The sequence below is a fragment of the Pseudooceanicola pacificus genome (assembly GCF_009789075.1).
In the GTDB taxonomy this organism is placed as follows: Bacteria; Pseudomonadota; Alphaproteobacteria; order Rhodobacterales; family Rhodobacteraceae; genus Pseudooceanicola; species Pseudooceanicola pacificus.
This window is the reverse complement of sequence record NZ_WNXQ01000001.1, coordinates 455,918-481,302: the sequence shown is the minus strand read 5'-3', so window position 1 is coordinate 481,302 and position 25,385 is coordinate 455,918. Positions and strand designations below refer to the sequence as shown.

Sequence of the window (25,385 nt, the reverse complement as noted above, 5' to 3'; positions counted from 1 at the left end):
AGCGGGGTACGGTCATCCCCGGGCACGACCCGCGGACCTCCCGGCGTCGCGCCTCGGCCCGGGGTCCTCGGGTCGAGCCCGAGGATGACGGTGAAGGGGGGCAACGTCGCGCCTGTGGAAACCATGCTCCGCATCCTTACCCCTCCCGCCGGTCGAGGTTGGTCATCACGGTGTAGAACACCCAGGAAATCAGCAGGATCACGAGAAAATACATGATCGAGAACGCCGCCGCCGGGCCCAGGTCGAACTGGCCGAGCGCCATCTTGACCAGGTCGATGGACAGCATCGTGGTGGCATTGCCCGGCCCGCCCCCGGTGACCACGAAGGGCTCGGTATAGATCATGAAACTGTCCATGAACCGCAGCAGGATCGCGATCATCAGCACGCCGGCCATCTTGGGCAGCTCGATGTAGCGAAAGACCTTCCACCGGCTGGCCTGGTCGATCTTGGCGGCCTGGTAATAGGCATCGGGGATGGATTTCAGCCCGGCAAAGGCCAGCAGCGCCACCAGCGAAGTCCAGTGCCAGACATCCATCACCACGATGGTGACCCAGGCGGCAAAGGTGTCCTGCGTGTAGTTGTAGTCGATCCCGATGGATTCGAGCGTATAGCCCAGCAGGCCGATATCCACCCGGCCGAAGATCTGCCAGATCGTGCCGACCACGTTCCACGGGATCAGCAGCGGCAGCGACATCAGCACAAGGCAGAAGCTGGACCAGAAGCCCGATTTGGGCATGTTCAGCGCGACGAAGATGCCCAGCGGGACCTCGATCGCCAGGATGATCGCCGAAAACAGGATCTGACGGCCAAGCGCGTTCCACATCCGCTCTTCCGCCAGCATCTCCTGGAACCATTCGAGCCCGGCCCAGAAGAACTGGTTGTTCCCGAAGGTGTCCTGCACGGAATAGTTCACCACGGTCATCAGCGGGATGACGGCGGAAAAGGAGACAAGGACCATCACCGGCAGGACAAGGAACCAAGCCTTGTGGTTGACTGTCTTTTCCATCACGCGGCCCCCTTCACGCGCCAGTCGTCGGCATAGACGTTCACATGCGCGGCGTCGAAGCTGACGCGGTTCATGTCGGCGCTGATGCGGTCGTCTTCGCCCGCGATGATGTTGATGTCGGTCCCGAAGAAATCCGCGCGCACGATCTTGTGGCGGCCCACGTCCTCGATCCGGCGGATGTTCACCGGCAGGCCCTCGGTCTGGCTCAGGCGGGCATATTCCGGGCGCACGCCGATCTCGACCTTGCCCTCCAGCGCGCCATAGCCCTGGGCCAGCTCGACAAAGGCGCCGTTCACATAGGCCCGGTTGCCCTCGATCCGCGCGGGGATGACATTCATGCCGGGCGAGCCGATGAAATAGCCGACGAAGGTATGTTCGGGCGTCTCGAACAGCTCTTCGGGCGTGCCGATCTGCACCACGCGGCCGTCATGCATCACCACCACCTTGTCGGCAAAGGTCAGCGCCTCGGTCTGGTCGTGGGTGACATAGATCATCGTGTGGCCGAACTGGTTGTGCAGGCCCTTGAGCTGGGTCCGCAGCTCCCATTTCATATGCGGGTCGATCACGGTCAGCGGCTCGTCGAAGAGCAGCGCGCTGACGTCCTCGCGCACCATGCCGCGGCCCAGGCTGATCTTTTGCTTGGCATCGGCAGTCAGGCCGCGCGCCTTGCGGTTCAGCATCTCCTCCATGCCGATCATGCGGGCGATTTCGTTCACCCGCTGCGCCACATACTCTGCCTTGGCCCCCCGGTTGCGCAGGGGGAAGGCCAGGTTGTCGCGCACGGTCATCGTGTCGTAGACGACCGGGAACTGGAACACCTGGGCAATGTTGCGCTCGGCCGTGGCCGCATGGGTCACGTCGCGGTCGTCGAACAGGATGCGCCCCTGCGAGGGCTGCAACAGGCCCGAAATGATGTTGAGCAGGGTCGATTTCCCGCAGCCCGAGGCGCCGAGCAGGGCATAGGCCGCGCCGTCCTCCCAGACGTGGTTCAGCTCTTTCAGGGCATAGTCGTCTTCCGACCCCGGTTTCGCCATGTAGGAATGGGCGAGATTGTCGAGCGTGATACGTGCCATCCCCGGTCCTCCTCAGGCTGCCAGCGCATAGGCCGCGGGGGCGATCAGCGCGCCGTCCTCGGCAAAGATGTAGACATGGCGCGGATCCAGCCAGACGGTCAGATCGGCACCAAGCGCGAGGTCGTGCACCCCGTGCACCAGCCCGACCCAGCGTTCGCCGTGATGCGTGAGGTGAACGAAGGTTTCCGAGCCCGTCAGCTCGGTCACGTCCAGCCGCGCGGTAAAGCGCATCGCATCCCCGGTGTGCTGTGCGATCTCAAGGTGATTGGGGCGGAACCCGGCGGTGTAGCGTCCATCCGGCAGCTCGGCCAGGCGGCCGGTTGCGGTGGTCGACTGGCCCTTGCCGAACATCAGTTTCGTTCCGGTCTTGGACACCTGCATGAAATTCATCGGCGGATCCGAAAAGACGCGCGCCGTGGTGGCGTCGACCGGGCGGCGATAGACCTCGGGCGTGGGGCCGAACTGGGTCACGCGGCCCTCCCACAGGGCGGCGGTATTGCCGCCGAGCAGCAGCGCCTCTTCCGGTTCGGTGGTGGCATAGACAAAGATCGCGCCCGAGGCTTCGAAGATGCGCGGGATCTCGATCCGCAGCTCTTCGCGCAGCTTGTAGTCGAGGTTTGCCAGCGGTTCGTCCAGCAGCACCAGCCCGGCATTCTTGACCAGCGCCCGCGCCAGCGCGCAACGCTGCTGCTGGCCGCCCGACAGTTCCAGCGGCTTGCGTCCCAGCATCGGGCCCAGCTTCATCAGATCCGCCGTCTCGTGCACGCGGCGGTCGATCTCGGCCCGGTCCACGCCCATCAGCCGCAGGGGCGAGGCGATGTTGTCGAACACGCTCATCGAGGGGTAGTTGATGAACTGCTGGTAGACCATCGCGACCTTGCGATCCTGCACGCGCATGCCGGTCACATCCTGCCCGTCCCAGAAGATCCGCCCCTCGGCAGGGGCATCCAGACCGGCCATCAGCCGCATCAGCGAGGTCTTGCCCGCCAGAGTCGGCCCCAGAAGCACGTTCATCGTGCCCTTTTCCAGCACCAGGTCGGTCGGGTGGATATGGGTCTGGCCCGCAACCACCTTGGACACTCCCTTCAGTTCAAGTGTCATCCCCGTCCTCCAGTCATTCCGCCGCCGCCGGCTTGGCGCTGCGCTGCGCCGCCATCCAGCCGTCGAGCGCCTGCACCTGCTCGGGCTTCAGCCGCAGGCCCAGCTTGGTGCGCCGCCAGATCACGTCTTCGGCGGTGCGGGCAAATTCGTGCGTCATCATCCATTTCACCTCGGCCTCGGTCAGCGTCGCGCCAAAGTCGCGGCCCAGGGCGGCGGGGGTCTGGGCGCGGCCCAGGATCTCGCGCGCCTCGGTCCCGTAGGCGCGGGCCAGCCGCCGCGCCCAGAAGGCATCGAGAAAGCCGTAATCCGCCCGCAGCCCGGCCACGAGCGCATCGAACCCGTCCACCGGGAAATTGCCGCCGGGCAGGGGCACGCCGCGCGTCCAGGGGGCGCCGGAGGTCAGATGCTGGCCGATCTTTTCCAGCGCGCCCTCGGCCAGGCGGCGATAGGTGGTGATCTTGCCGCCAAAGATGTTCAGCACCGGCGCGCCATCCCTGGAGTCGACCTTCAGCGTGTAGTCGCGGGTGGCGGCGGTGGCACTGGTCGCCCCGTCGTCATAGAGCGGGCGGACCCCGGAATAGGTCCAGACCACGTCATCCTCGGCGATCGGGCTGGCGAGGTACTGGTTCACGAAATCAATCAGGTACTGGCGTTCCTCGGGGGTGCATTCCGGTTTCTGCGAGGGATCGTGATGTTCGGCATCGGTGGTGCCGATCAGGGTGAAATCCGTCTCGTAGGGGATGGCAAAGACGATGCGCCCGTCGGTGCCCTGAAAGATATAGCACTTGTCGTGATCGAACAGGCGCCTGGTCACGATATGCGATCCGCGGACCAGCCGGACGCCCTCGTTCGACTTCAGCCGGATCTTGCCCTGGATGATGTCGCCGACCCAGGGCCCGCCGGCATTCACCAGCATCCGGGCATGATGGACAGCGGTTTCGCCGTTTTCGGTATTTTGCGTTTCGATGCGCCACAGGTCGCCTTTGCGTTCGGCGGACAGCACTTTTGTCCGTGTCAGCAGGCGCGCGCCGCGTTTTGCGGCGTCTCGGGCGTTCAGCACGACCAGGCGGGAATCCTCGACCCAGCAGTCGGAATATTCGTAGGCGCGTGCGAAGCGGGGGGCCAGGCCCTTGCCTTCGGGCGCATTCTGCAGCGACAGGGTCTTGGTGCCCTTGAGGACCTCGCGACCGCCCAGGTTGTCATACATGAACAGCCCCAGGCGGATCAGCCAGGCCGGGCGGCGGCCCTTCATCCAGGGCATCGCCAGGCTCAGCAGCCTGGAGGTCGGCGTCTCTGCCTCGAACCGCATGTCGGGGCTGTAGGGCAGGACAAAGCGCATGGGCCAGCTGATATGCGGCATCGCCTTCAGCAGCACCTCGCGTTCGATCAGCGCCTCGCGCACCAGGCGGAATTCGAAATATTCCAGATAGCGCAGCCCGCCGTGGAACAGCTTGGTCGAGGCCGAGGACGTTGCCGACGCCAGGTCGTTCATCTCGGCCAATACAACCGAGAGGCCACGCCCGGACGCATCCCGCGCGATGCCGCATCCGTTGATGCCGCCGCCGATGATGAACAGGTCCGAGACCGATGTGCCGGGCTGAAGCGCCACGCGATTCCTCCTCCGCGGTGATGGCACCGCAACACTAGGCTTCAAGAGAACGTGACCGCAACCTGATTTTTGCGTTTTTGTTCGTTTTCCGAATTCGCGTGGAAAACGAAGGCTCTGGCGGGTGTCGGACGGAAACCTCTGTGCTTGTTGATGTTGGCGCTACCCGGAATCGCTGCGGCGCGGCAGAATCGCACCCGGACTTATCCGTGCTTGCAATGAATCGGTGTTGATGCGACGATTTTCGCAAAAAACCGAAAGCAGGCATGTCCCAGACCTTCCGCCACCCCGAAATCCTCGACATCGTGCGCCGCGACGGCAAGGTCTCGGTCGAGACGCTGGCCGCGCATTTCGGCGTCACGCTGCAGACCATCCGCCGCGACCTGTCCGACCTCGCCGAGGCGGGCAAGCTGGAGCGGGTGCATGGCGGCGCGGTCCTGCCCTCGGGCACCACGAATATCGGCTACGAGGAACGCCGCTCGCTCAACCCGCGCGCCAAGACGGATATTGCCCGCGCCTGCGCCAGCCGCATTCCCGACGACATCTCGCTATTCCTGAACATCGGCACCAGCACCGAGGCGGTCGCCCGCGAGCTGCTGCATCACCGCAACCTGCTGGTCGTGACCAACAACATGAATGTCGCCAATATCCTGGTCGAGAACCCGGATTGCGAGATCATCGTGACCGGCGGCCACCTGCGCCGCGCCGATGGCGGGCTGGTCGGCAACCTCGCCTCGGACACCATCCGGCAGTTCAAGTTCGACCTGGCGGTGATCGGCTGTTCCGCGCTGGATGCGGATGGCGATTTCCTCGACTTCGATATCCAGGAGGTCGGCGTCAGCCAGGCCATCATGCGCCAGTCGCGCAAGACCTACCTTGTCGCCGACGGGTCGAAGTTCACCCGCAGCGCGCCGGCGCGCATCGCGTCCCTGGCTGAGATCGACACCTTCTTCACGGACCGCGCCCTGCCGGGCCCCCTGTCCGCCCGGTGCGAGGGCTGGCAGACCGAAGTCGTGGTCGCCAACGGCGGCTGAACCCGGGCGTCACGCAGAATTCAACACCTCGCCGCGACGGAAATCCGTCGCCCGGGCGTTTCACCGGTGAAATGCGCCAACGATCGAGGATCCCATGACAACGATAGATACCGCCGCATCCGGGGCCGGCTATACCCCCTGGCAGAAACGCCTGCATTGGGCCGTGGTCGTGCTGCTGGCCCTGCAGTACCTGGTCTTTGACGGTATGGGCCGGATGTTCCACACGCTGATGGACACCGGAATGGCCACCTACAACACCGTTTCCGTGATGCATATCGCCATCGGCGTGACCGTCCTGGCCCTGGCTGCGGGGCGGCTGATCCTGCGCGTCCGGCATGGCGCCCCCGCAGCCCCGGCCGAAGAGCCCGCGCAGTTCCGTCTGGTGTCGAAACTGGCGCATTGGGCGCTGTACCTGTTGCTGGTGATGATCCCGGTGTCGGGGCTGGTCGCCTGGTTCGTCCATGCCGCCGCCGCCGCCGAGGCGCATGAGGTGATGACCACGATCCTGATGTGGCTTGTCTTTCTGCACATCGCCGCCGTGGCGGTGCATCAGCTGTGGTGGAAATCCGGGCTGCTGCACCGGATGATCTGACCGCCCGTTGCCGGTCGGCGCCTTTGGTCAGCCTGCGTCCCCGGGCCCGGCGGCCCGGGCCGCCTTGGCGGCGAGGGCGATGAACTGGGCGTATTCCTCGGGCGTCAGGCCGGGCAGGATCTCGGCCTGCAGCTCTGTCACCACCGGCATCAGGGCGTCCAGCGTGGCGCGCCCCGCCCCGGTCAGCGTCAGCTCGCGCGCGCGTTTGTCGCGCGGGCTGACAACGCGTTTCACCAGTTTCTTCTGCACCAGCCGGTCGGTCACCGCCCCGACGGTCGCGCGGTCCTTGGCGATGGCTTCGGCCAGGCGGGCCTGGTCGATCCCGGGGTTCTGCTGCAACGCGTCCAGAGCGATGAACTGCACCGGCGTCAGGTCGAACCCGGCCTCGCGCACCCGCTGGGTAAAGACGCTGGTCGACAACTGGTGCAGACGCCGGATCAGATGGCCCGGCATCGTCGCGCCGACAGACCTGATCCCGGTGTCTTCCATGCCGTGCCCCTCTCTCATCATCAACAGCTTACCCGGAATTGGTATCTGTACATACTAAATTCTTGACTCGACTCGACCGTCAATTGATATGTTGGCTTATCAACTCGGGGAGGGCTTCGCATGCAATACCATCTGGACGGGTTCCGCCCGGGCGATCCCACCCTTCACCCCGCCGCGCCGGGGCGGGCGCCTGATACGCCGTTGCCGCAGGAGGTCGACGTGCTGATCGTCGGCTGCGGCCCGGCCGGGCTGACGCTGGCCGCGCAGCTGGCCGCCTTTCCCGGGATCACCACCCGGATCGTGGAGCGCAAACCCGGCCCGCTGGAGCGTGGCCAGGCCGACGGGATCTCCTGCCGCTCGATGGAGATGTTCAACGCTTTCGGCTTTGCCGGGCAGGTGCTCGACCAGGGCTATTGGGTGAACGAGACGACCTTCTGGAAGCCCGATCCCGACCGCCCCGGCCGGATCACCCGCAACGGGCGCGTGCAGGATGTCGAAGACGGCCTGTCCGAGATGCCGCACATGATCCTGAACCAGGCCCGCGTGCATGACATGTACCTGGAGGTCATGGCAAAATCCCCCTCGCGGCTGGTGCCGGATTACAGCCGCCGCCTTTCCGCGCTGGTGGTGGAGCCGCAGGGCAGCCATCCGGTCAAGGTGACGCTTGACCGGCAGGACCCGGGTCATGAGGGCACGGTCGAGACCCTGGCGGCCCGCTACGTGGTGGGCTGCGACGGGGCCCGCAGCGCGGTGCGTCAGGCCATCGGGCGCGAGCTGGCGGGCGACAGCGCGAACCAGGCCTGGGGCGTGATGGACGTGCTGGCCGAAACCGATTTCCCCGACATCCGCTGCAAGACGCTGATCCAGTCGGCGCAAGAGGGCAATATCCTGATCATCCCGCGCGAGGGTGGCTACCTCGTCCGGCTTTACATCGAACTGGACAAACTGAATGCCGGGGAACGTGTGGCCAGCCGCAACATGACGGTGGATCACCTGATCGCGGCGGCACAGCGCATTTTGCAGCCCTATACCTTCGATGTGAAGGAGGTCGTCTGGTGGTCGGTCTACGAGATCGGCCAGCGCCTGACCGACAAGTTCGACGACGTGCCCGAGGGCGAGGTGGCGGCGCGCTTGCCCCGAGTCTTCATCGCCGGGGATGCCTGCCACACCCACAGCCCCAAGGCCGGGCAGGGGATGAATGTCTCGATGGGCGATGCCTTCAACCTGGGCTGGAAACTGGCGCTGGTGCTGCAGGGCCGCTGCGCGCCCGAGGTGCTGCACAGCTATTCCGCCGAGCGTCAGGCGGTGGCCCGCGACCTGATCGAGTTTGACCGCGAATGGGCCCGGATCATGAGCGAACGGCCCGCCACGGGCGCGGCGGCCGATGCGCCCCGGTTCCAGCAGTATTTCATCGAACACGGGCGCTACACCGCCGGCATGTCGGTGACCTATGCGCCCTCGGCCCTGACCGGCGCCGCGACGCATCAGGCGCTGGCGCAGGGTTTCGGGATCGGCGCGCGGTTTCATTCCGCCCCCGTGCTGCGGCTGGCCGATGTCAAACCGATGGAGCTGGGCCATGTCGTCAGGGCCGATGCGCGCTGGCGGCTGTTCGTCTTTGCCCCGGCGCGGGATCCGCTGGGCGCGGGGTCGGCATTCACCGGGCTGTGCCGGTTCCTGTCGGACGATCCGGCCTCGCCGCTTCTGCGCCATACGCCGGCGGACGAGGACCCGGATGCGGTGATCGACCTGCGCGCGGTGTTCCAGCAGCATTGCCACGATCTGAGCGTGAGCGACCTGCCGCCGCTGTTGCTGCCGCGCAAGGGCCGGCTGGGCCTGACGGATTACGAAAAGGTCTTTTGCGCCGACACCCGCACGGGCCGCGACATCTTTGATCTGCGGGGCATGGACCGGGCGCGCGGCTGCGTGGTGCTGGTCCGCCCGGACCAATATGTTGCCCATGTCCTGCCGCTGGAGGCGCATGGCGATCTGGCGGCCTTTTTCGACGGAATCCTGCTGCCCGCGACGAGGGTCCAGGCCGGGGCGTCCTGACGGCTGCCCCGCATCCGCCGCGGGCGTGTGACTACCCGGGCACCAGCCGCAGCCGCGCCTCGGTTGCGGCCTCGACCGCATCGTCGGAATAGGCGAGCGGGCGATAATCGCCCTTCAGCCAGGCCTGGGCCAGGTCGCCGTAATGCGGGCTGTCCGGGTTGCCGGACTGGCCGGGCAGATTGACGAACAGCGAATTGTCCCAGGCCCCCACGTCCATCAGCAGGCGGATCGACGGCCCGGTCAGCGTCTGGAAATCCGACGCGCGGTAGATCGCGTTGTTGGGGGTCGAGCCGTTGCCGCCCAGTTCCATCGTCGGGATCGACCAGGCTTCGGCCTCGGGCGCCACGCGGGCCAGCTTGTGCGGCAGGGGCAGGGTGTGCAGGGCGCCCCATCTCCAGCCGCCGGGCGCGCCGTGGTTTGCCTGCGCATCGGCCCAGGCGGCGGCCAGGGTGTCCGACAGGATCTGGTCGCGCAAGGCCAGAGGCTCGGCCCCCTCCAGCCAGTCGCCGGGGCGTTCCAGCAGGTCCAGCACCGACTGGATCGACCCGGGCGCCAGCAGGCCCCTGGGGCCGTCGCCGGTGCTGACGATATCGAACAGGGCGGGTTTCAGATGCCGGTTCGTCCAGTACTCCAGGAACATCGCCTGGGCCGAATCCGCCGTCATCTCGCAATCCCAGCCGGCCAGCAGCGCGGCGGCGGGGGCGGCGGGATCCGCCAGGTTGGCAGAGCCGAGCACCGCCAGCGTCCGCTCGGCGATCATCGAATGCACGTCGTTCTGCAGCCGCCCGGCGGCCTCAAGCGTATGGCTGGCGTCGGCCTCCAGCACGGCGTGGATGCGCTCGCCCCGGCTGGCGTCGGACCATTCATAGCCGATGGCGGCGGCGGCCTCCGGATCCCAGCCCTCGGGGATGTTGTTTTCGTTCGCGGTGGCAAGGTAGCCGCAGGCGGGATCCCTGGCATGCGGCATCTGGTCGAGCGTCAGCCGCCCGCGCCATTCGTACCGCCCGTCGCCCGGCATCGGCACCAGCCCGTTCCAGTTGCCCCGGATCGGGGTCAGGCCCACTGTCTGCCAGGCGATGGTGCCGGTCACATCGGCATAAAGGTGGTTCAGCGTCGGCGCGCCCCAGCTTTCCAGCGCCTTGCGATAGGTCCCGTAATCCTGCGCCCGCATCACCGACAGGCTGGCCAGATAAGGGGCCGATCCCGCATCGCCGCAGGCGGTGCGCACCGCATAGGCCTGACCGGGCCGGTCCAGCACCACCGGCCCGTGCCGGGTGAAGCGCATGGTAAAGGGCTGATCGGGCGCGCCGCGTACCGGGATCGTTTCGTCCACGCGCTGCATCCCCTCCCATCCGTCGCCGTATTGATAGCGGTCCGGGTCCTCAGGGTCGGTGCGGTAGACATACATGTCCTCCTGATCCGACTTGAAGATGGTGAAGGAAAACGCCGAATGCCCGTTGTGGCCGATGGCAATGCCCGGCAGCACCGGTTCGCCCCCGCCGATCACGTCGAAATTCGGCCCCTTCAGATGCACCATGTAGCGGATCGAGGGCAGGATATGCGCGCGGTGCGGGTCGCTGGCCATCATCGGCCGCCCGGTGGCGGTGCGGTGCCCGGCGACCACCCAGTTGTTCGACCCGTCGCCTTCGGCCGCCATCATGATATCGCCAAGCGGCGAGAGGACGCGCCACAGATGCGCCTGTTCCAGCGTCGCGGCCATGCGTTCGGGGGTAAAGCTGACCTCGGCGGTGGCCAGCTTGAACATCTCCAGCGCTTCCATCGGAACCGAGCCGGGCGGAACGTCGGGGTCGAAGACCGGATCGACCCGGGGGCGCAGTTCCTCGCGCAGCAGGTCGGCCCTTGCGCCGTGGGCGGCGATGGCGTTGTTGCGCACGACCTCGGACAGCAGGTTGCGGGTCAGGCAGTGCGAGCGGATGCGGGTCACGTCCTCGGGCTGCCAATAGTCGGGCTGGGTGTCCATCAGAGCGAATTCCGGCGGCATCGGCTGGCGCCCGGTCAGCGCGGCATCGACATAGGCGTTGATGCCGGCGGTAAAGGCCTCGCAGATCTGGCGGGCATCGGGGGCATAGGCGGCCCAGTCCGCCGCCATGTCGCCACGGTAAAGGAAATGCCGCGCGGCCTTGTCCTGTTCGATGAAGCCGGGGCCGAAGTCGCGGGCCAGCAGCCCCAGCCCGCGCTTGCGCCACAGGTCGATCTGCCAGAGCCGTTCGCGCGCGGCGTTGAAGCCCTGGGCATAGAACAGGTCGGCATCGCTGCCCGCCCGGATATGCGCCACGCCCCAGCGATCCATCAGGATCTCGACGGGTCCGTCGAGCCCGGGCAGGGCGATGATGTCGGTAGCGGTGCCGGTCATGGGCGGTCCTCCTCTGGCGCAGCGCGGTGCTGCGAACCGGGTCCCGCCCCGTGACGGGACATGATGCGGGGGGCGAGGCCGCCCCCGGCACCGTTCATGAAAGGATCAGCCGATCTTGACGACCTGTTTGCCCCTGTTCCCGCCCTTGAGCATCGACATGAAGGCAGAGGGTGCGTTTTCCAGCCCTTCGGCCACGTCCTCGACATACTTGATCTCGCCGCTGGCGACCTTGGGCGCGACCTCTTTCAGGAACTCGCCAAAGCGCGCCACATGATCGGTCTGCAGCAGGCCGAAGACCTGCAGACGGTTCACCAGCATCATGCGCCAGAACCTTTGCAGCGGCATGGCGGCGGTGTCGTCCTGCGCGCCGCTGTACCATGCGATCATGCCGCAGATGATGATCCGGCCATTCAGATTCATCAGCGGCAGCACGCCGCCCAGAGTCGGGCCGCCGACATTTTCGAAATAGATGTCGATGCCGTCGGGGCATTCCGCGGCCAGCGCCTCGCGCATCTCGGCGGCCGAGCCATGGGCGCGGTGGTCGATGCAGGCGTCAAAGCCGAAGGTCTCGACCGCCATCTTGCACTTGTCGGACCCGCCCGCGACGCCGACAACCCGGCAGCCCGCCTGCTTGGCCAGTTGCCCGACCATCGAGCCGACCGGCCCGGTGGCGGCGCCGACAACCAGCGTCTCGCCGGGTTTCATGTCGGAATAGGCGGTCATCCCGGCCCATGCGGTGAACCCCGGCATGCCCAGAACGCCCAGCGAGGTCGAGACCGGCGCGGCATCCGGATCCACCTTGCGGCACATCTTGGCCTTGGTGATCCCGTGATCGGCCCAGCCGAACATGCCGAACGCGGTGTCGCCCTCGGCAAATTTCGGATCGTTGGATTTCAGCACGGTGCCCACGGCGCCGGCCTCCATCGTGCCGCCGACGGGCACGGGGGCGGCATAGCTTTTCACGTCGTCCATGCGGCCGCGCATATAGGGGTCCAGCGACATATGCGAAACCTTGACAAGGATCTCTCCCTCGCCCGGCTCCGGCAGGTCGACCTCTTCCAGGCGAAAATTCTCGTCGCTCGGCGGGCCCTCGGGCCGCTTGGCCAGAACGATGCGTTTCATTGTGCTCACGGTGTCCTCCCTTTTCGCGTCGGCGACACACTGGGCCGCGCATCGCGGAATGCCAAGCGGAAATTATTTCCGCACTGCGGCGTCTGCCGGGGTGATGGACAGCGCGGCCCGAGTTCCTATATGGACAGACGATCATGGCCAAGAAAGACGAAAACAAGAACTACAAGGTGATCGCCGAGAACCGGCGGGCCCGTTTCGATTACGCGATCGAGGAAGACCTCGAATGCGGAATCATGCTGACGGGATCCGAGGTGAAATCGCTGCGCACCGGGCAATCCAACGTCGCGGAAAGCTACGCGGCGGTGGAAGAGGGAGAGCTGTGGCTGGTGAACAGCTATATCGCCCCCTACGAACAGGCCATGTTCGGGCACGAACCGCGCCGCCGCCGCAAGCTGCTGGTCAGCCGCAAGGAACTGGCCCGGCTGTGGCAGGCCACCAGCCGCAAGGGCATGACGCTGGTGCCGCTGGTGCTCTACTTCAACCATCGCGGTATGGCGAAGGTGAAGATCGGCATCGCCAAGGGCAAGAAGAACCACGACAAGCGCGAGGATCAGGCCAAGCGTGACTGGGGCCGGCAGAAGCAGCGCCTGCTCAAGGAAAATCACTGATCCGCGCCGCGCAATTGCAACGTGGGACGCGGCGGGCTATGTGCCGGGCGTACCCTAGCGACGGATGATCCCGTGACCAATCACCTGTATCAGAACGACCTGCCCGACGGGCTGGACCTGGGCCCCGTTGTGGCCATCGACTGCGAGACGATGGGCCTGAACCCGATGCGCGACCGGCTCTGTGTCGTGCAGATGTCGGGCGGGGACGGCAATTCGCATATCGTGCAGGTCGCGAAGGGCCAGACCGAGGCGCCGAACCTGGCGCGGATGCTGACCAATCCCAAGGTGCTCAAGCTGTTCCATTTCGGCCGTTTCGACATCGCGGCGATGTACCATGCCTTTGGCGCGCTGGCGGCGCCGGTCTATTGCACCAAGATCGCCAGCAAGATGGTGCGCACCTATACCGACCGGCACGGGCTCAAGAACCTGACGCAGGAACTGATCGGCGTGGACCTGTCCAAGCAGCAGCAATCCAGCGACTGGGGCGCCGAAACGTTGAGCGAGGCCCAGCTGGAGTATGCCGCCTCGGACGTTCTGTACCTGCACCGCCTGCGCGAGGAACTGGACATCCGGCTTGAGCGCGAGGGCCGGACCGCGCTGGCGCAGGCCTGTTTCGACTTCCTGCCGCACCGGGCGCTGCTGGACCTGGCCGGCTGGCCCGAACAGGACATCTTTGCCCACACATGACGGACCGCGAGACATTCCTGACCACCGCCCGCCGGGTCATCCGGATCGAGGCCGAGGCCCTTGGCCTGCTGGAGGCCTCGCTTGGCGACAGCTTCGCCGAGGCGGTCGAGGTGCTGCTGGCCTGCACCGGGCGGGTGATCGTCTGCGGCATGGGCAAGTCGGGCCATATCGCGCGCAAGATCGCGGCGACGCTGGCCTCGACCGGGACGCCGGCGCAGTTTGTCCATCCGGCCGAGGCAAGCCACGGCGACCTTGGCATGGTGGCGCAGGGTGATGTGGTCATCGTGCTGTCCAATTCGGGCGAGACGCCGGAGCTGGCGGATATCATCGCCCACACCCGCCGCTTTGCGATCCCGATGATCGGCGTGGCCAGCAAGCCCGGCTCGACCCTGCTGACGCAGTCCGACGTGGCCATCGTGCTGCCCCGCGCAGAAGAGGCCTGCGGCACCGGGGTCGTTCCGACCTCGTCGACCACAATGGCGCTGGCCCTGGGCGACGCGATGGCCGTGGCGCTGATGGAACACCGCCAGTTCACCGCCGAGCATTTCCGCACCTTCCACCCCGGCGGCAAGCTGGGCGCCCAGCTCAGCCGGGTGCGCGACCTGATGCACAAGGGCGAGGCCCTGCCGCTGGTCGCGGGCGAAACCAGGATGCCCGAGGCGCTGCTGGAGATCAGCCGCAAGGGATTCGGCGTCGTCGGCGTAACCGGGGGCGAGGGGCGGCTGGCCGGGATCATCACCGACGGCGACCTGAGGCGGCACATGGACGGGCTGCTGGAGCGGAGCGCCGCCCAGGTCATGACCAACGACCCCCGCACCATCGGCCCCGACGCCCTGGCGCAGGAGGCGGTGGCGGTGATGAACGCGAACCGCATCACCTGCCTGTTCGTGGTGGACCCCAAGGGGCAGGGCGAGGCGGCCGGCCTGATCCATATCCATGACTGCCTGCGCATCGGCCTGGGCTGACATGAGCTGGCGCGAGAACATCCATTCGCGCCTGGTCGCGTGGCTCAAGATCGTGCTGCCGCTGGCCGCGCTGGCGATCCTGTCCACGCTGTTCCTGGTGGCGCGCAGTATCCAAGTGCCGGACGAGCTGCCCTTTGCCCAGATCGACCTCAAGGAACGCGCCCGCAACCCGCAGGCCACCGAACCCGCCTTTGCCGGGGTGACGGACAATGGCGACCGCATCGCGATCAATGCCGTCAGCGCCCGCCCCATCGACGGCGACATGTCCCGGGTCGAGGCCACGGATGTGGACGGGCGGATGGACATGAACGGCGGCAGCGTGATCTTTGTCACCTCGAAAAAGGGCCTGATCGACCAGCCCGCCGACATGACCCGGCTGACCGGCGACGTTGTCATCACCACCACCGATGGCTACGTGATGAAGACCGAGGCGCTGAACGCGGGCCTGTCCACCGTCTGGGCCGAAACCGACGGCTTCGTGCAGGGCAACGGGCCGCCGGGCCGCTTCACCGCCGGAAAGATGAAGCTCTCCACCGATCCCGAAACGGGAAAATCGCATTTGCTGCTGACGCAGCGGGCCAAGCTGATATACGATCCGCGCGACCCCAAGGAATGACCACGTTGAAACGCCACGCCCTTGCCGCCCTGTGCCTGCTGCTGCTGCCCCTGACCGCTGCCGCCCAGAGCACGACCGTCGCATTCGGCAGCGGCGAGCGCGATCCCGATGCGCCGATCGAAGTCGAGTCCGACAATCTTGAAGTGATCGAGGCGAACAACACCGCCGAATTCACCGGCAATGTGATCGTGGTGCAGGAGGCGATGACCCTCACCGCCCCGCGCCTGCTGGTCATCTATTCCGACGACCAGTCCCGCGTCGAGCGGATGGAGGCGACCGGCGGCGTGACCTTCGTCAACGGGGCCGAGGCCGCCGAATCCGTGCGGGCCGATTACGATGTCGACAGGGGCGTCGTGGTCCTGACCGAGGATGTCGTGCTGGTGCAGGGGCCGGACACGATCACCGGCAACCGCGCGACCATCGACCTGAACGCGGGCACCGCCCAGATGGAGGGTCGGGTGCGCACCATCCTGAATCCCAAGGGCGGTGGCGCCCAGGGCGACGGCAACTGATGGCGAAGCCCGAACTGGAATCGATCGAGGGCGGATCCGGCCTGCGGATCACCAACCTGCGCAAGAGCTATCGCAAGCGCGTGGTCATCCGCGACGTGTCCATGTCGCTCGACAAGGGCGAGGTCGTCGCGCTGCTGGGGCCCAACGGATCGGGCAAGACGACCAGCTTTTACGCCATCGCCGGGCTGGTCCTGCCCGAAGCGGGCCGCGTGACCATCGACGGGCGCGACGTGACCGGCCTGCCGATGTACCGCCGCGCCAAGCTGGGCATCGGCTATCTGCCGCAGGAGATGTCGATCTTTCGCGGGCTGAACGTGCAGGACAATATCGCCTCGATCCTCGACATCACCCAGAAGGACCCGCACAAGCGGCGCGAACGTCTGGAAGAGCTGCTGTCGGAGTTCTCGATCGAACACCTGCGCCGCGCCCCCGCCCTGGCCCTGTCGGGCGGCGAGCGGCGGCGGGTGGAAATCGCGCGCTGCCTGGCGGCAGAGCCCAAGTACCTGTTGCTGGACGAACCCTTTGCCGGGGTCGACCCGATTTCGGTGGCCGATATCCGCCACCTTGTCGCCGACCTGAAGAAGCGCGGAATCGGGGTGCTGATCACGGATCATAACGTCCGCGAGACGCTGGAGATCGTCGACCGCGCCTACATCCTGCACGACGGGCGCGTGCTGATGTCGGGCACGCCCGAAGACGTGGTGCAGAACGAGAATGTGCGCCGAGTCTATCTTGGCGACAGTTTCAGGATTTCGTGACCGAAGCGGAGCGGCAAGCCACCGTTCCGCCGCCATGCAGCGGCGGATTTCATTGACAGGTGGCACGCAGTTCGCCTCAAATACTCTTATGACAGTCGCGCTTTTCGCTTCGTTCTCCCGCAAGGTCGTGGAAACCGGCCCGGGTAACGTCTTGGCGATGCAACTGTCTTATCTCGGCCATCGGAACTGAAACTGCCGGCACCCTTCGGGCGTTGGGATAGGTGTCGATTGCCACAAGGGAAGGAGACGACATGCGCTACCAAATCAGTGGAAAACAGATCGACGTGGGGGAAGCACTGCAAACCCATGTCCGCGATGACCTCGACCTCGTCATGGCCAAGTACGCACAGCGCCCGACAGAGGCGATCGTGGTCTTTTCCAAGAACGCCCACCAGTTCGCCTGCGAGGCGACGGTGCACCTTTCGACCGGTCTTACAGTTCAGGCCAAGGCGCATGATACTGAAATCTATGGTGCTTTTGACTCGTGCAACGAGAAGATGGAAAAGCAGCTCAGACGCTACAAACGCAGGTTGAAGGATCACCACAGAACCCGGTCCGAGCCGGTTGAAAGTTTCGGAGCAGCCTCGTATATCCTCGCCTCTGATCAGGACGGAGAGGAATCGGATACCGATACCCTGCAGCCGATCATCGTGGCCGAGATGGAGACGAAGATCCCGTCGCTCTCTGTTGGGGAAGCGGTCATGCAGATGGAATTGGCGGGCGCACCTGTGCTGGTGTTCCGTCACGAGGGCAAGGACGGGTTGAACGTCGTGTACCGTCGGGAAGACGGCAACATCGGATGGATCGACCCGCGCACATGAGGCACCCGGTGCGGCAAGGCCGCACAGGAATCGGAGCGAGACACGAGCATGAACCTCTCAGGCATTCTGAAGCCCGAGGCCGTGAAGGTCATCGGTGCGGCGTCGAGCAAGAAACGCCTGCTGCATGACCTTGGCGAACTGGCGCAACAGGCCTACGGGCTTGATGCGCCACTGGTCGTCGAGGCGCTGCAGGAACGTGAAAGCCTGGGCCCGACGGGCGTGGGGCATGGCGTAGCCCTGCCGCATGCCCGCCTGCAGGGGCTTGGCGACGTCACGGGGGCCTTCATCCTGCTGGAAAAGCCGGTCGATTTCGACAGCGTCGACCGGCAGCCGGTGGATCTGGTCTTTGCCCTCTTCGCCCCGCAGGACGCGGGTGTCGAACACCTCAAGGCGCTGGCGCTGGTGTCGCGGACCTTCCGTGATGCCGGCATCTGCAAGAAGCTGCGGTCGAACACCGACCCGGCGATCCTGCACGCGATCCTGACCGCCGATCAGGGGGTGCAGGCCGCCTGACGGCGCATCGCCCCGTACCGGCCGCCCCCGGGGGCGACCGGCCATGCCCGGCAGATCAGCCCTGCCAGGCGCCGTATCCGAACATCATGTAATCGCGCTGGTAGATATCGGCGACCTTGGCCTCGATCTCGGCATCGTAGATGTCGGCGAGCGGTATCGGGCCGGGCTCTGTCATGGCGACGGGCACCGGCGCCCCGCCGTGGCCGACGCGGGCGGCCAGGTCGGGCAGCAGGGTGGCCATCTCGTCCTCGCGCACCACCAGGTCGGGCAGGGCGAACTGGCCCATCCCCTCCAGCGTGGCGCTCTGCGTGGCCCAGGACGGGTCGATCCGCACCGGGGTCTGGCCCAGCAGGTTCGCCTTGAGGAAATCCAGGAACCCGGCAAAGGCCGCCCTGTGCTGCGCCGCGTCCCAGTCGGCACCCGGCCCCTGCCCGGGCAGGGGCAGCTTGTAGACCTTGCGCAGGGTCTTGCGGATCTCGGCCAGCGATCCCTCGCCGGTCGTCAGGATACGCTCGCAAAAGGCGGCATGCGCTCGGGCAACCGGATGGCGGATGACGGTAAAGCTGCGGTGCCCGGCATTGCGCCGTTTCCACTGGCGCAGGGCCTTCTGCGTGAACCGGGTCTGCAGCCCATCCTCGCCCACCCCGTCCAATGCGGCCAGCCAGGCCGTCACCTCGGCCTCGGGTCCGGATTTGACGGGCAGGTAGAGCAGCGGCGTTTCGGCGGCGGCGACATAGCTCGGCACCGCGGGCCCGCGGCGCGGTTCGAAATTCGGCGTGCGGTTCAGGTTGAACCGGTCCAGCCGGGCCAGCGCCTGCTCCATCGCCGGGAAGTTGGTGACCTTTTCCTCCACCGGGCTGGGGTTCTGCCGCTTCAGCGAGGTGTCCAGCGCCTCCAGCCGCGAGGCGGCGCCAAGGAACTGCGCCAGCCCGTTCATCACGGCGACATCCTGCAGATCCTCGTAGGCGACGTAAAAGGCCGTCTGCCCGCTCACCTGCAGCGCATTCATCAGCCGGACCTGGAACGCCTGCAGCGCCTCCAGATGCGCCTCGAACTCGGCCGCGTCGAACTCCACCGCGTCGGCCTTGCGGCGGCGCACATCGGTCAGCTTCCACTGGCCGGTGGCCTGGGCGATCTTCCAGCTGACATAGCTGTCGACCGGGTTGCGGGTCAGCACGATCTTGGCGCAGCGCGGGTCGGGCAGGGCAATGTCCAGGATCCGCGGGTCGTGATCGTGAAAGAAGCGAAAGCCGCCGATCGTGCCGGGCTGCGCCCTGATCGCGTCGAGCAGGCGCACCGGGTCGGCGTCGCGCTGATCCCGGGTGATGCCCAGGATCTCGTCCCGGTTGGGATAGCCGATGAAATGCGGATTGTACGCCTCGCCATGACAGGCCATGTCGGCAAAGGCGTTCAGGTTCGATTCCAGGAAATTGGATCCTGTGCGCATTTCAGCGAACAGAATGAAATAGTCGAAGGTGTCGGGCATCATCCTCTACTTCTGCACGAGGTAAGGCTTGGGCTGGCGGCGGGGCCGTTCGGGCGTATCGGCGGTGACGGGGAAATCGCCCATCAGATAGGGGTGCATCCCCTGGTTCTTGAGGTTCTGCAGGAAGTGGCCGAACCCGGTCAGATCGACCATCTTGGGCGCCTCGGTCAGGCGGCGGGGGGCGCGGGTCGCGATCCCGTCCGTCAGGTTCTGCAGCGATTCCATCGGGGCCTCGATGAATTCGGCCATCGACCATATGCGGCTGCGCGCCTTGGCACTGGGGGCCCTCAGACGCTCGACAAACTTCGATTCGATCTTTTGCAGGCGCGCGGCCTCGGCCCTGAGCTCTCCGAAATTGCGGTTGGTGTTGAACAGCGGCACGGCCCAGGCCCCGGTAATGACGGCAATGCTGGCGTTCGGGTCCTGGGCCAGGTCGGTCCCGATCTTCTGCGCATCGGCGGGGCCGAACTGGAAACACTGCCGTTCGCCCCGGGTGTTCCAGATCAGGTTGGTCAGGAACGAGCGGGGATTGTAGTCGCGGATCGCGGCGCTGTCGGGCAGCGCGCCGTTGATCACATCCTGCCCCCCGGCATATTCGACACGTCCGGGGGCGAAGAGATGGCCATGCACCCGGGTCCCGGTGGCGCGGGTCAGCCAGGGTTCGAAATCCTCGAACAGCTCGGCAAAGCCCTGAAAGACGGAATAGGGCGCGCAGGTCATCCCGTTTTCCCAGCCCCAGTTCGGGAACCGGCTTTGCATGTAAAGCCCGGGGCGCCCCCGTGTCCGGCGTTCCACCGCGCGGCTGAAGATGCGGTCGATCTTGCCGGGGTTCGGCTCTGTCCGCTTCATCGCGCTGGCCTCGTCGGTCAGAAAGGCACGGTAAAGCCGGGTCGCCTGCGGCCATATCTTGCGCGCGACAAAGCAGTCGGACCGGCGCAGCAGCTGCAGGTGATCGTCGTAGAAGATATGCGGCTTGCCCTGGAAATCGAACTTGCTCAGCGTCAGCGAGCGGCTTTCCACGTGGTGGGAGTAGAGCCGCGCCAGCGTCTGGAAATAGCTCTCGTCGGGGATCCAGACCCTGCGGAAGAACCGGTCGTATTTGCCGCGGTCGGGGTCTTCGAGGATGGCCGACAGCGTGTGCCGGGTGAGGCACCACCACTGCGAGCCCATGTGCGGCACGATGCCGTTGGGCATCTTGCGCTTGTACTTGATCCGCCGCTGAAACGAGACGTAGCGGTCGAACAGATAGCGGTGCCGTTTCCACGAAAAGGGAAAGCGCATCGTGAACCGTTCGCTGTCCAGCCCGCCGACGGTCCAGGGGACATCGGCCGTGGTGGCGCTTTCGATGAAATCGGTGCGCGGGCGGTCGTTGAGGTAGGCGATCAGCTCTTCCACCGGGCGCAGCGGCAGGCAGGAGCCCGAGGCAAGGTAGACATGCCGGACATCGTCGAAATCCCGCAGCATCAGTTCCGCCGCCGACTGGGTGGCGGCCACGATGCCCCAGGTCCCCCATTCACAACGGTGCCGTTTGGAAAAGCGCACCCGGTCGACATCGTGCAGTGACTGGCGGAAGTCGTTGTAGGTCTTGCGGCCGACATTGACGTCGACATGAATGACAACAGGACACCCCGCCGCCGCCCAGTGACGGGCGACCTGCTCGGCCCGGTTCAGGGCCGTGTGCACCAGCATGACGATACCGACCGTCACATGGGCTCCTCCGCCCTCACGCCCAGTTGCCTTTGGACATCAGCCCGAGGATTTCGAGCTGACGCCAGTTTATGTATTTCTCGGACCACTTGCACCAGAGTTCGGGGCTGTCGCGCAGTTGCTTGGCATATGCGCGGTATTCGACACTGGCGGCATAATGCTGGCCACGGTCCAGTTCCTCGACCGCCTTTTCGGGAAAGGTGTTCAGGAACTTGGTGTGCAGCAGCACGCCCGAGGCCTTTTCCCCGCCCCATTCGTCATAGACCTGGTTCAGCCCGCGCGGCAGCAGGTTGTGGGTCGAGCTGACGTAGGTGTAGCGCCGGTCCCATTTCACCAGCGGAATCTTGTTGAGGGCGGGGGCCTTCTGCGGCGTGTCGCGGAAAAAGACCCGCGCCCGTGGCCCGCCCTGGATCCAGAGGTTCCCGAATTCCGGGTTCTTGGTGATCATGTAATTGCCGGCATCGAACCACGAGGTGATCTCAAGCGGGTTCTGACCGGGGTGGTACGGTTCGGCGTCCAGCCGGCCCTTGGGGTACATATCCAGCAGCATGGCGGCAAAGGACTTGATCGACGAGGCGTCCAGCCAGTCGGTCAGCGCCCTGAGGGGCCGGGTATCGCAGAACGGGTAGACGAAGAATTCGTCCGGGTCGACAACCAGCGTCCAATGGCCGTGGGCATGGCGCATCTGCAGCCAGTTCAGCCAGTCCACCCCGTAGCGCGCGCGCTTGTAGCTTTTGGCGGTATGCCAGACCGACACGTCGGGCTGTTCGGCCAGATACTCGCGTGAGCCGTCGGTGCTGTCGTTGTCGACGATCAGGAAATGCGACACGCCCAGTTCGCGGTAATATTCAAAGAAGTAGGGCAGCCGGATATGTTCGTTCCGCAGGGTCGAGAACAGCAGGATGTCACGCTTGCGGATCTGCGACGTGCGGTTGGCGACCACGGACAGATCGCGGCGCCGGCGCACGGCACGGATCAGCCAACGGCGCCGCTGGAGCCTCAGCCGGTATTTCTTCGCAACGCTCAACTGCCTCTGCCGTTCCGATCCACGGGAATACCGCCCCGCACACTTATCAGGTCACCCTTAAGACGACCTTGAAGTGCGACGTCCACGTCGGCAAGTCTGTTGCCTGCGACCTGCCCCGGGGGGTGTTGCCATGTGCCTGTGTCAACTGCTTTATGTTCTTGATCCAAGAATAGCTGTCCGAGGGCGATAGGTAAACGGGAATATCCCCGAGCATCTCGCGGTAAACGGGAAGATCGCTACAGATTACAGGTATTTGCAGGGCGGCGGCTTCGGCGCACGGCAATCCGTAGCCCTCGGCGAAACTGGGTTGAAGCAGCCCGGCCGCGCCCGAGAGCAGCGCCGCGACGGCCCGGTCGGACAGGCCCGCCACCTCGCGGATGCCGCTTTTCGGGTCATTTGCCATGCGATCGAGCCGGTCGAACACCGCCTCGTTGCGCCAGCCGCGGCTGCCGGCGACGACCAGCAGGGGCAGCGCGTCCGGGGGCATGGTGCGGGCCATCTCCTCCCAGGCGTCCAGCAGCAGGGCGTGGTTCTTGCGCGGCTCGATGGTGCCCAGGCAGACGAAATAGGGCCGCGCGATGCCCAGGCCATCGGGCAGGGCGTCAGGATCCGGCGCGGGCATGTCGACGCCCAGCAGGGCCGTCTGGTATCGGGCCTTCAGCCCCATCGCTGTCAGCCAGCGGCGGGTGTCGCGTTCGGTCTGCTGCGAATTCGCCAGGATCAGGTCGGCATGGCGACCCACCAGCGCCAGCAGGGCGCGGAAACGCTCGACCGTGCCCGCGCGCTGGAAATCGGGGAAATCCAGCGGGATCGTGTCGTGTATCATCACCGCGATGGTGGCGCCGGGCAGGGCGCGCAGCCCGCGGATCACCCGGGGCGTCAGGTTGGAATGTCCGACATTGATATAGGCCGTGCGCTCTGGCAGGCGGCGCCTGAGCAGCCATTTCAATCCGATCCGCGACGACCGCGCCGCCGCCAGACGCCGCAGGTCGGCATCCGCACGCTGGCGCATCGGCGTCAGCCGCCGGGCCATCCGCGCGACAAGGTCCGCCGCCCCCCAGTCCTGCCGTCCGTCGACACGATCCAGCAGCGCGGCCATCCCGTCGCGGTCCAGCAGGGCAAAGCCGGTCACGGTCCGTGCCAGACCGAAAAGCGGACCGGGGCAGGCCAGAAGGTGCTGGAGGTAGGCGCGTTCGACCCTGTCGACGCCGGTCAGCCCGCGCCCCGCCCGGCTGGCCAGACGCGTCACGTCCAGCAGCCGCGCGGGGGGCTCACTTCGTGTAATGGCCGGTCTGGTGCCAGCGCCAGGCATCTGCGATCATCTGTTGCAGGGTCGAACGGGCGGGGGTCCAGCCCAGCTCGGCCTCGGCCCGGGTCGACCCCGACACCAGCTTGGTACAGTCGCCGGGGCGGCGGGGGCCTTCCTGATAGGGCACCTCGCGGTTGGTGACGCTGCGCGACTGGTCGATCACCTGCCGGACCGAGAACCCGCTGCCGGTGCCCAGGTTGAACACCCGGCTGCCCTTGCCCTCGATCAGCCAGTTCAGGCCCAGCACATGGGCATCCACCAGGTCGCAGACATGCACATAGTCGCGGATGCAGGTGCCGTCGGGCGTGTCGTAATCGGTGCCGTGGATCGTCAGCGCGGGGCGTTTGCCGTCGATCGCCTCCAGCATGACAGGGATCAGGTGCGTCTCGGGGCGGTGGAATTCGCCCACCTCGCCCTCGGGATCGGCGCCGGCCACGTTGAAGTAGCGGAAGATCACGTGCTTCAGGCCATAGGCGGCATCAAAATCCTTGAGGATATCCTCGATCGCGCGTTTCGACGCACCGTAGGCGTTGATCGGATACTGGGCGCTGTTTTCGTCCAGAACCACGTTGTCCTGATCGCCAAAGGTTGCACAGGTCGAGGAAAAGACGAAGTTCATGCACCCCGCCGCCACCGCCGCCTCGATCAGCGACAGCGATCCGGCAACGTTGTTGTGCCAGTAGAGCCCCGGCTTCTGCATCGACTCGCCGACCTGGCTGAGGGCGGCGAAATGCATGACGGCGACGGGCTTGTACTGGGCAAAGACCGCGTCCAGTCGGGCGCGGTCCGTCAATTCGCCTGTTTCAAGCGGGCCGAACTTCACGGCATCCGCCCAGCCCGTCACCAGGCTGTCGTAAGTGACGGGCACATGGCCCGCCGCTTTCAATGCCTTGCAGGCATGGGATCCGATGTACCCGGCGCCGCCGGTGACCAGAACGTTCGCCATGAGGGACGGCGCGCCCCTTACTGGGCCGCGCGATCCATGTTCACGACTTCATGCAGGTAATTCCACAGCTCGCCGCGCAGTTCGTCGCGCGCCAGGCCAAAGGCCACCGTCGCCTGCAGGAAACCGGCCTTGGAGCCGCAGTCGAACCGCTGCCCGCGGAAGCGGAAGCCATGCACCGGGCGACCGGCGGTGATCTCGTCGGCGATGGCGTCGGTCAGCTGGATTTCTCCACCCGCGCCGGTCGTCTTCCGGTTCAGGTTCCGCAGCACGTCGGGCGTCAGGATGTAGCGGCCGATCACGGCCAGGTTCGACGGCGGGTTCTCTTTCGGCTTCTCGACCATGCCGTTGACCGTGACCAGGCTGCCGTGGTCCTCTTTCACGTCCAGCACACCGTAGGCCGAGGCTTTTTCCATCGGCACTTCCATCGCGGCGACCATGCAGCCCGGGCGTTCCTCGTAGGCTTCGACCATCTGCTGCAGGCAGGGCTTGTCGGCGGCGATCACATCGTCCGGCAGGATCACGGCGAAAGGTTCGTTCGAGATCAGGCGGCGGGCACACCAGACCGCGTGGCCCAGGCCCAGGGGCTTGTGCTGGCGGATATAGGCGATGGCGCCGCTGTCCATGTTGGTGGCTTCCAGAGCCTCGAGCTCCTTCTCCTTGCCCTTGCGGCGGAGTTCGGCTTCGAGCTGGGGGGAATGGTCGAAATAGTCCTCAAGCGCGCCTTTGCCGCGCGAGGTCACGAAGATGAATTCCTTGATCCCGGCGGCCCGTGCCTCGTCGATCGCATATTGGATCAGGGGACGGTCAACCAGGGTCATGATCTCTTTCGGCACCGACTTGGTTGCAGGCAGGAATCTGGTGCCGAGGCCGGCGACGGGAAAAATCGCCTTTGTTACTTTGGAACGCATTCTTCAATCCTCATTTATGGCAGTGTGCTGCTCGATTTCTCGTTCTTATGCCATCTTAATATCACCC

24 protein-coding genes are annotated in these 25,385 nt (G+C 65.8%); 11 read left to right on the top strand and 13 right to left on the bottom strand.

What is annotated here, in order from left to right:
• Nucleotides 1-136 precede the first annotated feature (136 nt).
• From GLS40_RS02240 to glpD, 4 genes are read right to left on the bottom strand one after another with little or no spacing between them, the layout of a single operon-like run.
• Nucleotides 137-1,006: a carbohydrate ABC transporter permease gene (locus tag GLS40_RS02240; RefSeq protein ID WP_160380966.1), complete on the bottom strand. Its 870-nt coding sequence runs from the start codon at nucleotides 1,004-1,006 to the stop codon at nucleotides 137-139.
• Nucleotides 1,006-2,079: an ABC transporter ATP-binding protein gene (locus tag GLS40_RS02235; protein WP_160380965.1), complete on the bottom strand. Its 1,074-nt coding sequence runs from the start codon at nucleotides 2,077-2,079 to the stop codon at nucleotides 1,006-1,008. Before GLS40_RS02235 ends, GLS40_RS02240 begins: the two co-directional genes overlap by 1 nt.
• Before the next feature lie 12 nt (nucleotides 2,080-2,091).
• Complete coding sequence (locus GLS40_RS02230; RefSeq protein WP_160380964.1) at nucleotides 2,092-3,180, bottom strand: ABC transporter ATP-binding protein; 1,089 nt, start codon at nucleotides 3,178-3,180, stop codon at nucleotides 2,092-2,094.
• Between the two features lie 13 nt (nucleotides 3,181-3,193).
• A complete protein-coding gene (glpD, locus tag GLS40_RS02225; RefSeq protein WP_160380963.1) occupies nucleotides 3,194-4,789 on the bottom strand; it encodes a glycerol-3-phosphate dehydrogenase in 1,596 nt (531 codons plus the stop codon).
• Between the two features lie 263 nt (nucleotides 4,790-5,052).
• Between glpD and GLS40_RS02220 the strand changes: the two genes are divergently transcribed.
• Nucleotides 5,053-5,820 (top strand): DeoR/GlpR family DNA-binding transcription regulator, encoded by a 768-nt coding sequence (locus GLS40_RS02220; RefSeq protein WP_160380962.1) that lies wholly within the window; start codon nucleotides 5,053-5,055, stop codon nucleotides 5,818-5,820.
• Nucleotides 5,821-5,914: 94 nt separating this feature from the next.
• On the top strand, nucleotides 5,915-6,412 hold the full coding sequence (locus tag GLS40_RS02215; protein WP_160380961.1) for a cytochrome b: 498 nt from the start codon (nucleotides 5,915-5,917) through the stop codon (nucleotides 6,410-6,412).
• Between the two features lie 27 nt (nucleotides 6,413-6,439).
• On the opposite strand, the gene GLS40_RS02210 is transcribed toward GLS40_RS02215, so the two are convergent.
• A complete protein-coding gene (locus GLS40_RS02210; RefSeq protein WP_235905741.1) occupies nucleotides 6,440-6,901 on the bottom strand; it encodes a MarR family winged helix-turn-helix transcriptional regulator in 462 nt (153 codons plus the stop codon).
• Nucleotides 6,902-7,021: 120 nt separating this feature from the next.
• Here GLS40_RS02210 and GLS40_RS02205 point away from each other — a divergent pair, with 120 nt between their 5' ends.
• Nucleotides 7,022-8,950, top strand: a complete 1,929-nt coding sequence (locus GLS40_RS02205; protein ID WP_160380960.1) for an FAD-binding monooxygenase — start codon at nucleotides 7,022-7,024, stop codon at nucleotides 8,948-8,950.
• A gap of 31 nt (nucleotides 8,951-8,981) precedes the next feature.
• Here the strand turns inward: GLS40_RS02205 and GLS40_RS02200 are convergent, their stop codons facing one another.
• Together GLS40_RS02200 and GLS40_RS02195 are read right to left on the bottom strand one after the other, a co-directional pair.
• A complete protein-coding gene (locus GLS40_RS02200) occupies nucleotides 8,982-11,324 on the bottom strand; it encodes a penicillin acylase family protein (protein ID WP_160380959.1) in 2,343 nt (780 codons plus the stop codon).
• A gap of 105 nt (nucleotides 11,325-11,429) precedes the next feature.
• Nucleotides 11,430-12,446, bottom strand: a complete 1,017-nt coding sequence (locus GLS40_RS02195) for an NADP-dependent oxidoreductase (protein WP_160381150.1) — start codon at nucleotides 12,444-12,446, stop codon at nucleotides 11,430-11,432.
• Between the two features lie 143 nt (nucleotides 12,447-12,589).
• On the opposite strand from GLS40_RS02195, the gene smpB reads away from it, so the two are divergent.
• The 8 genes from smpB (at nucleotide 12,590) to GLS40_RS02155 (ending at nucleotide 17,935) form a co-directional block, all read left to right on the top strand.
• Nucleotides 12,590-13,063, top strand: coding sequence for an SsrA-binding protein SmpB (gene smpB, locus GLS40_RS02190; RefSeq protein WP_160380958.1), 474 nt, complete (start codon nucleotides 12,590-12,592; stop codon nucleotides 13,061-13,063).
• Nucleotides 13,064-13,135: 72 nt separating this feature from the next.
• Nucleotides 13,136-13,750: a ribonuclease D gene (locus tag GLS40_RS02185; RefSeq protein ID WP_160380957.1), complete on the top strand. Its 615-nt coding sequence runs from the start codon at nucleotides 13,136-13,138 to the stop codon at nucleotides 13,748-13,750.
• Nucleotides 13,747-14,715 carry a KpsF/GutQ family sugar-phosphate isomerase gene (locus GLS40_RS02180; protein ID WP_160380956.1) on the top strand — a complete coding sequence of 323 codons (969 nt, stop codon included), beginning with the start codon at nucleotides 13,747-13,749 and terminating at the stop codon, nucleotides 14,713-14,715. Before GLS40_RS02185 ends, GLS40_RS02180 begins: the two co-directional genes overlap by 4 nt.
• Complete coding sequence (lptC, locus tag GLS40_RS02175) at nucleotides 14,687-15,331, top strand: LPS export ABC transporter periplasmic protein LptC (protein WP_160380955.1); 645 nt, start codon at nucleotides 14,687-14,689, stop codon at nucleotides 15,329-15,331. The genes GLS40_RS02180 and lptC overlap by 29 nt, the downstream gene beginning before the upstream one ends.
• A complete protein-coding gene (gene lptA / locus GLS40_RS02170; protein ID WP_160380954.1) occupies nucleotides 15,328-15,843 on the top strand; it encodes a lipopolysaccharide transport periplasmic protein LptA in 516 nt (171 codons plus the stop codon). The genes lptC and lptA overlap by 4 nt, the downstream gene beginning before the upstream one ends.
• The gene (gene lptB / locus GLS40_RS02165; RefSeq protein ID WP_160380953.1) at nucleotides 15,843-16,601 is read left to right on the top strand and encodes an LPS export ABC transporter ATP-binding protein; all 759 of its coding nucleotides are present in this window, start codon (nucleotides 15,843-15,845) and stop codon (nucleotides 16,599-16,601) included. The genes lptA and lptB overlap by 1 nt, the downstream gene beginning before the upstream one ends.
• Before the next feature lie 251 nt (nucleotides 16,602-16,852).
• The gene (gene hpf, locus GLS40_RS02160) at nucleotides 16,853-17,422 is read left to right on the top strand and encodes a ribosome hibernation-promoting factor, HPF/YfiA family (RefSeq protein ID WP_160380952.1); all 570 of its coding nucleotides are present in this window, start codon (nucleotides 16,853-16,855) and stop codon (nucleotides 17,420-17,422) included.
• A gap of 48 nt (nucleotides 17,423-17,470) precedes the next feature.
• Nucleotides 17,471-17,935 carry a PTS sugar transporter subunit IIA gene (locus GLS40_RS02155; RefSeq protein WP_160380951.1) on the top strand — a complete coding sequence of 155 codons (465 nt, stop codon included), beginning with the start codon at nucleotides 17,471-17,473 and terminating at the stop codon, nucleotides 17,933-17,935.
• Nucleotides 17,936-17,990: 55 nt separating this feature from the next.
• On the opposite strand, the gene GLS40_RS02150 is transcribed toward GLS40_RS02155, so the two are convergent.
• From GLS40_RS02150 to GLS40_RS02125, 6 genes are all read right to left on the bottom strand, one after another.
• On the bottom strand, nucleotides 17,991-19,421 hold the full coding sequence (locus tag GLS40_RS02150; RefSeq protein ID WP_160381149.1) for a sulfotransferase domain-containing protein: 1,431 nt from the start codon (nucleotides 19,419-19,421) through the stop codon (nucleotides 17,991-17,993).
• Nucleotides 19,422-19,427: 6 nt separating this feature from the next.
• Complete coding sequence (locus tag GLS40_RS02145; RefSeq protein ID WP_160380950.1) at nucleotides 19,428-21,128, bottom strand: DUF5927 domain-containing protein; 1,701 nt, start codon at nucleotides 21,126-21,128, stop codon at nucleotides 19,428-19,430.
• Nucleotides 21,129-21,144: 16 nt separating this feature from the next.
• Nucleotides 21,145-22,131, bottom strand: a complete 987-nt coding sequence (locus GLS40_RS02140) for a glycosyltransferase family 2 protein (protein ID WP_160381148.1) — start codon at nucleotides 22,129-22,131, stop codon at nucleotides 21,145-21,147.
• A 70-nt stretch (nucleotides 22,132-22,201) separates the two neighbouring features.
• Nucleotides 22,202-23,404, bottom strand: coding sequence for a glycosyltransferase family 4 protein (locus tag GLS40_RS02135; RefSeq protein WP_202075774.1), 1,203 nt, complete (start codon nucleotides 23,402-23,404; stop codon nucleotides 22,202-22,204).
• A 22-nt stretch (nucleotides 23,405-23,426) separates the two neighbouring features.
• Nucleotides 23,427-24,410: a UDP-glucose 4-epimerase GalE gene (galE, locus tag GLS40_RS02130; RefSeq protein ID WP_160380948.1), complete on the bottom strand. Its 984-nt coding sequence runs from the start codon at nucleotides 24,408-24,410 to the stop codon at nucleotides 23,427-23,429.
• Nucleotides 24,411-24,427: 17 nt separating this feature from the next.
• Nucleotides 24,428-25,318: a UTP--glucose-1-phosphate uridylyltransferase gene (locus GLS40_RS02125; protein WP_160380947.1), complete on the bottom strand. Its 891-nt coding sequence runs from the start codon at nucleotides 25,316-25,318 to the stop codon at nucleotides 24,428-24,430.
• Between the last annotated feature and the right edge of the window lie 67 nt (nucleotides 25,319-25,385).

Bases quoted from the DNA above. Each gene is read 5' to 3' on its own strand.
- GLS40_RS02215 (WP_160380961.1), top strand. From the start codon at position 5,915: ATGACAACGATAGATACCGCCGCATCCGGGGCCGGCTATACCCCCTGG.
- smpB (WP_160380958.1), top strand. From the start codon at position 12,590: ATGGCCAAGAAAGACGAAAACAAGAACTACAAGGTGATCGCCGAGAAC.
- GLS40_RS02150 (WP_160381149.1), bottom strand. From the start codon at position 19,421: ATGCCCGACACCTTCGACTATTTCATTCTGTTCGCTGAAATGCGCACA.
- lptB (WP_160380953.1), top strand. From the start codon at position 15,843: ATGGCGAAGCCCGAACTGGAATCGATCGAGGGCGGATCCGGCCTGCGG.
- GLS40_RS02195 (WP_160381150.1), bottom strand. From the start codon at position 12,446: ATGAAACGCATCGTTCTGGCCAAGCGGCCCGAGGGCCCGCCGAGCGAC.
- GLS40_RS02220 (WP_160380962.1), top strand. From the start codon at position 5,053: ATGTCCCAGACCTTCCGCCACCCCGAAATCCTCGACATCGTGCGCCGC.
- lptC (WP_160380955.1), top strand. From the start codon at position 14,687: ATGACTGCCTGCGCATCGGCCTGGGCTGACATGAGCTGGCGCGAGAAC.
- hpf (WP_160380952.1), top strand. From the start codon at position 16,853: ATGCGCTACCAAATCAGTGGAAAACAGATCGACGTGGGGGAAGCACTG.
- GLS40_RS02240 (WP_160380966.1), bottom strand. From the start codon at position 1,006: ATGGAAAAGACAGTCAACCACAAGGCTTGGTTCCTTGTCCTGCCGGTG.
- GLS40_RS02155 (WP_160380951.1), top strand. From the start codon at position 17,471: ATGAACCTCTCAGGCATTCTGAAGCCCGAGGCCGTGAAGGTCATCGGT.
- GLS40_RS02205 (WP_160380960.1), top strand. From the start codon at position 7,022: ATGCAATACCATCTGGACGGGTTCCGCCCGGGCGATCCCACCCTTCAC.
- galE (WP_160380948.1), bottom strand. From the start codon at position 24,410: ATGGCGAACGTTCTGGTCACCGGCGGCGCCGGGTACATCGGATCCCAT.
- GLS40_RS02235 (WP_160380965.1), bottom strand. From the start codon at position 2,079: ATGGCACGTATCACGCTCGACAATCTCGCCCATTCCTACATGGCGAAA.
- GLS40_RS02200 (WP_160380959.1), bottom strand. From the start codon at position 11,324: ATGACCGGCACCGCTACCGACATCATCGCCCTGCCCGGGCTCGACGGA.
- GLS40_RS02230 (WP_160380964.1), bottom strand. From the start codon at position 3,180: ATGACACTTGAACTGAAGGGAGTGTCCAAGGTGGTTGCGGGCCAGACC.
- GLS40_RS02125 (WP_160380947.1), bottom strand. From the start codon at position 25,318: ATGCGTTCCAAAGTAACAAAGGCGATTTTTCCCGTCGCCGGCCTCGGC.
- GLS40_RS02210 (WP_235905741.1), bottom strand. From the start codon at position 6,901: ATGGAAGACACCGGGATCAGGTCTGTCGGCGCGACGATGCCGGGCCAT.
- GLS40_RS02180 (WP_160380956.1), top strand. From the start codon at position 13,747: ATGACGGACCGCGAGACATTCCTGACCACCGCCCGCCGGGTCATCCGG.
- lptA (WP_160380954.1), top strand. From the start codon at position 15,328: ATGACCACGTTGAAACGCCACGCCCTTGCCGCCCTGTGCCTGCTGCTG.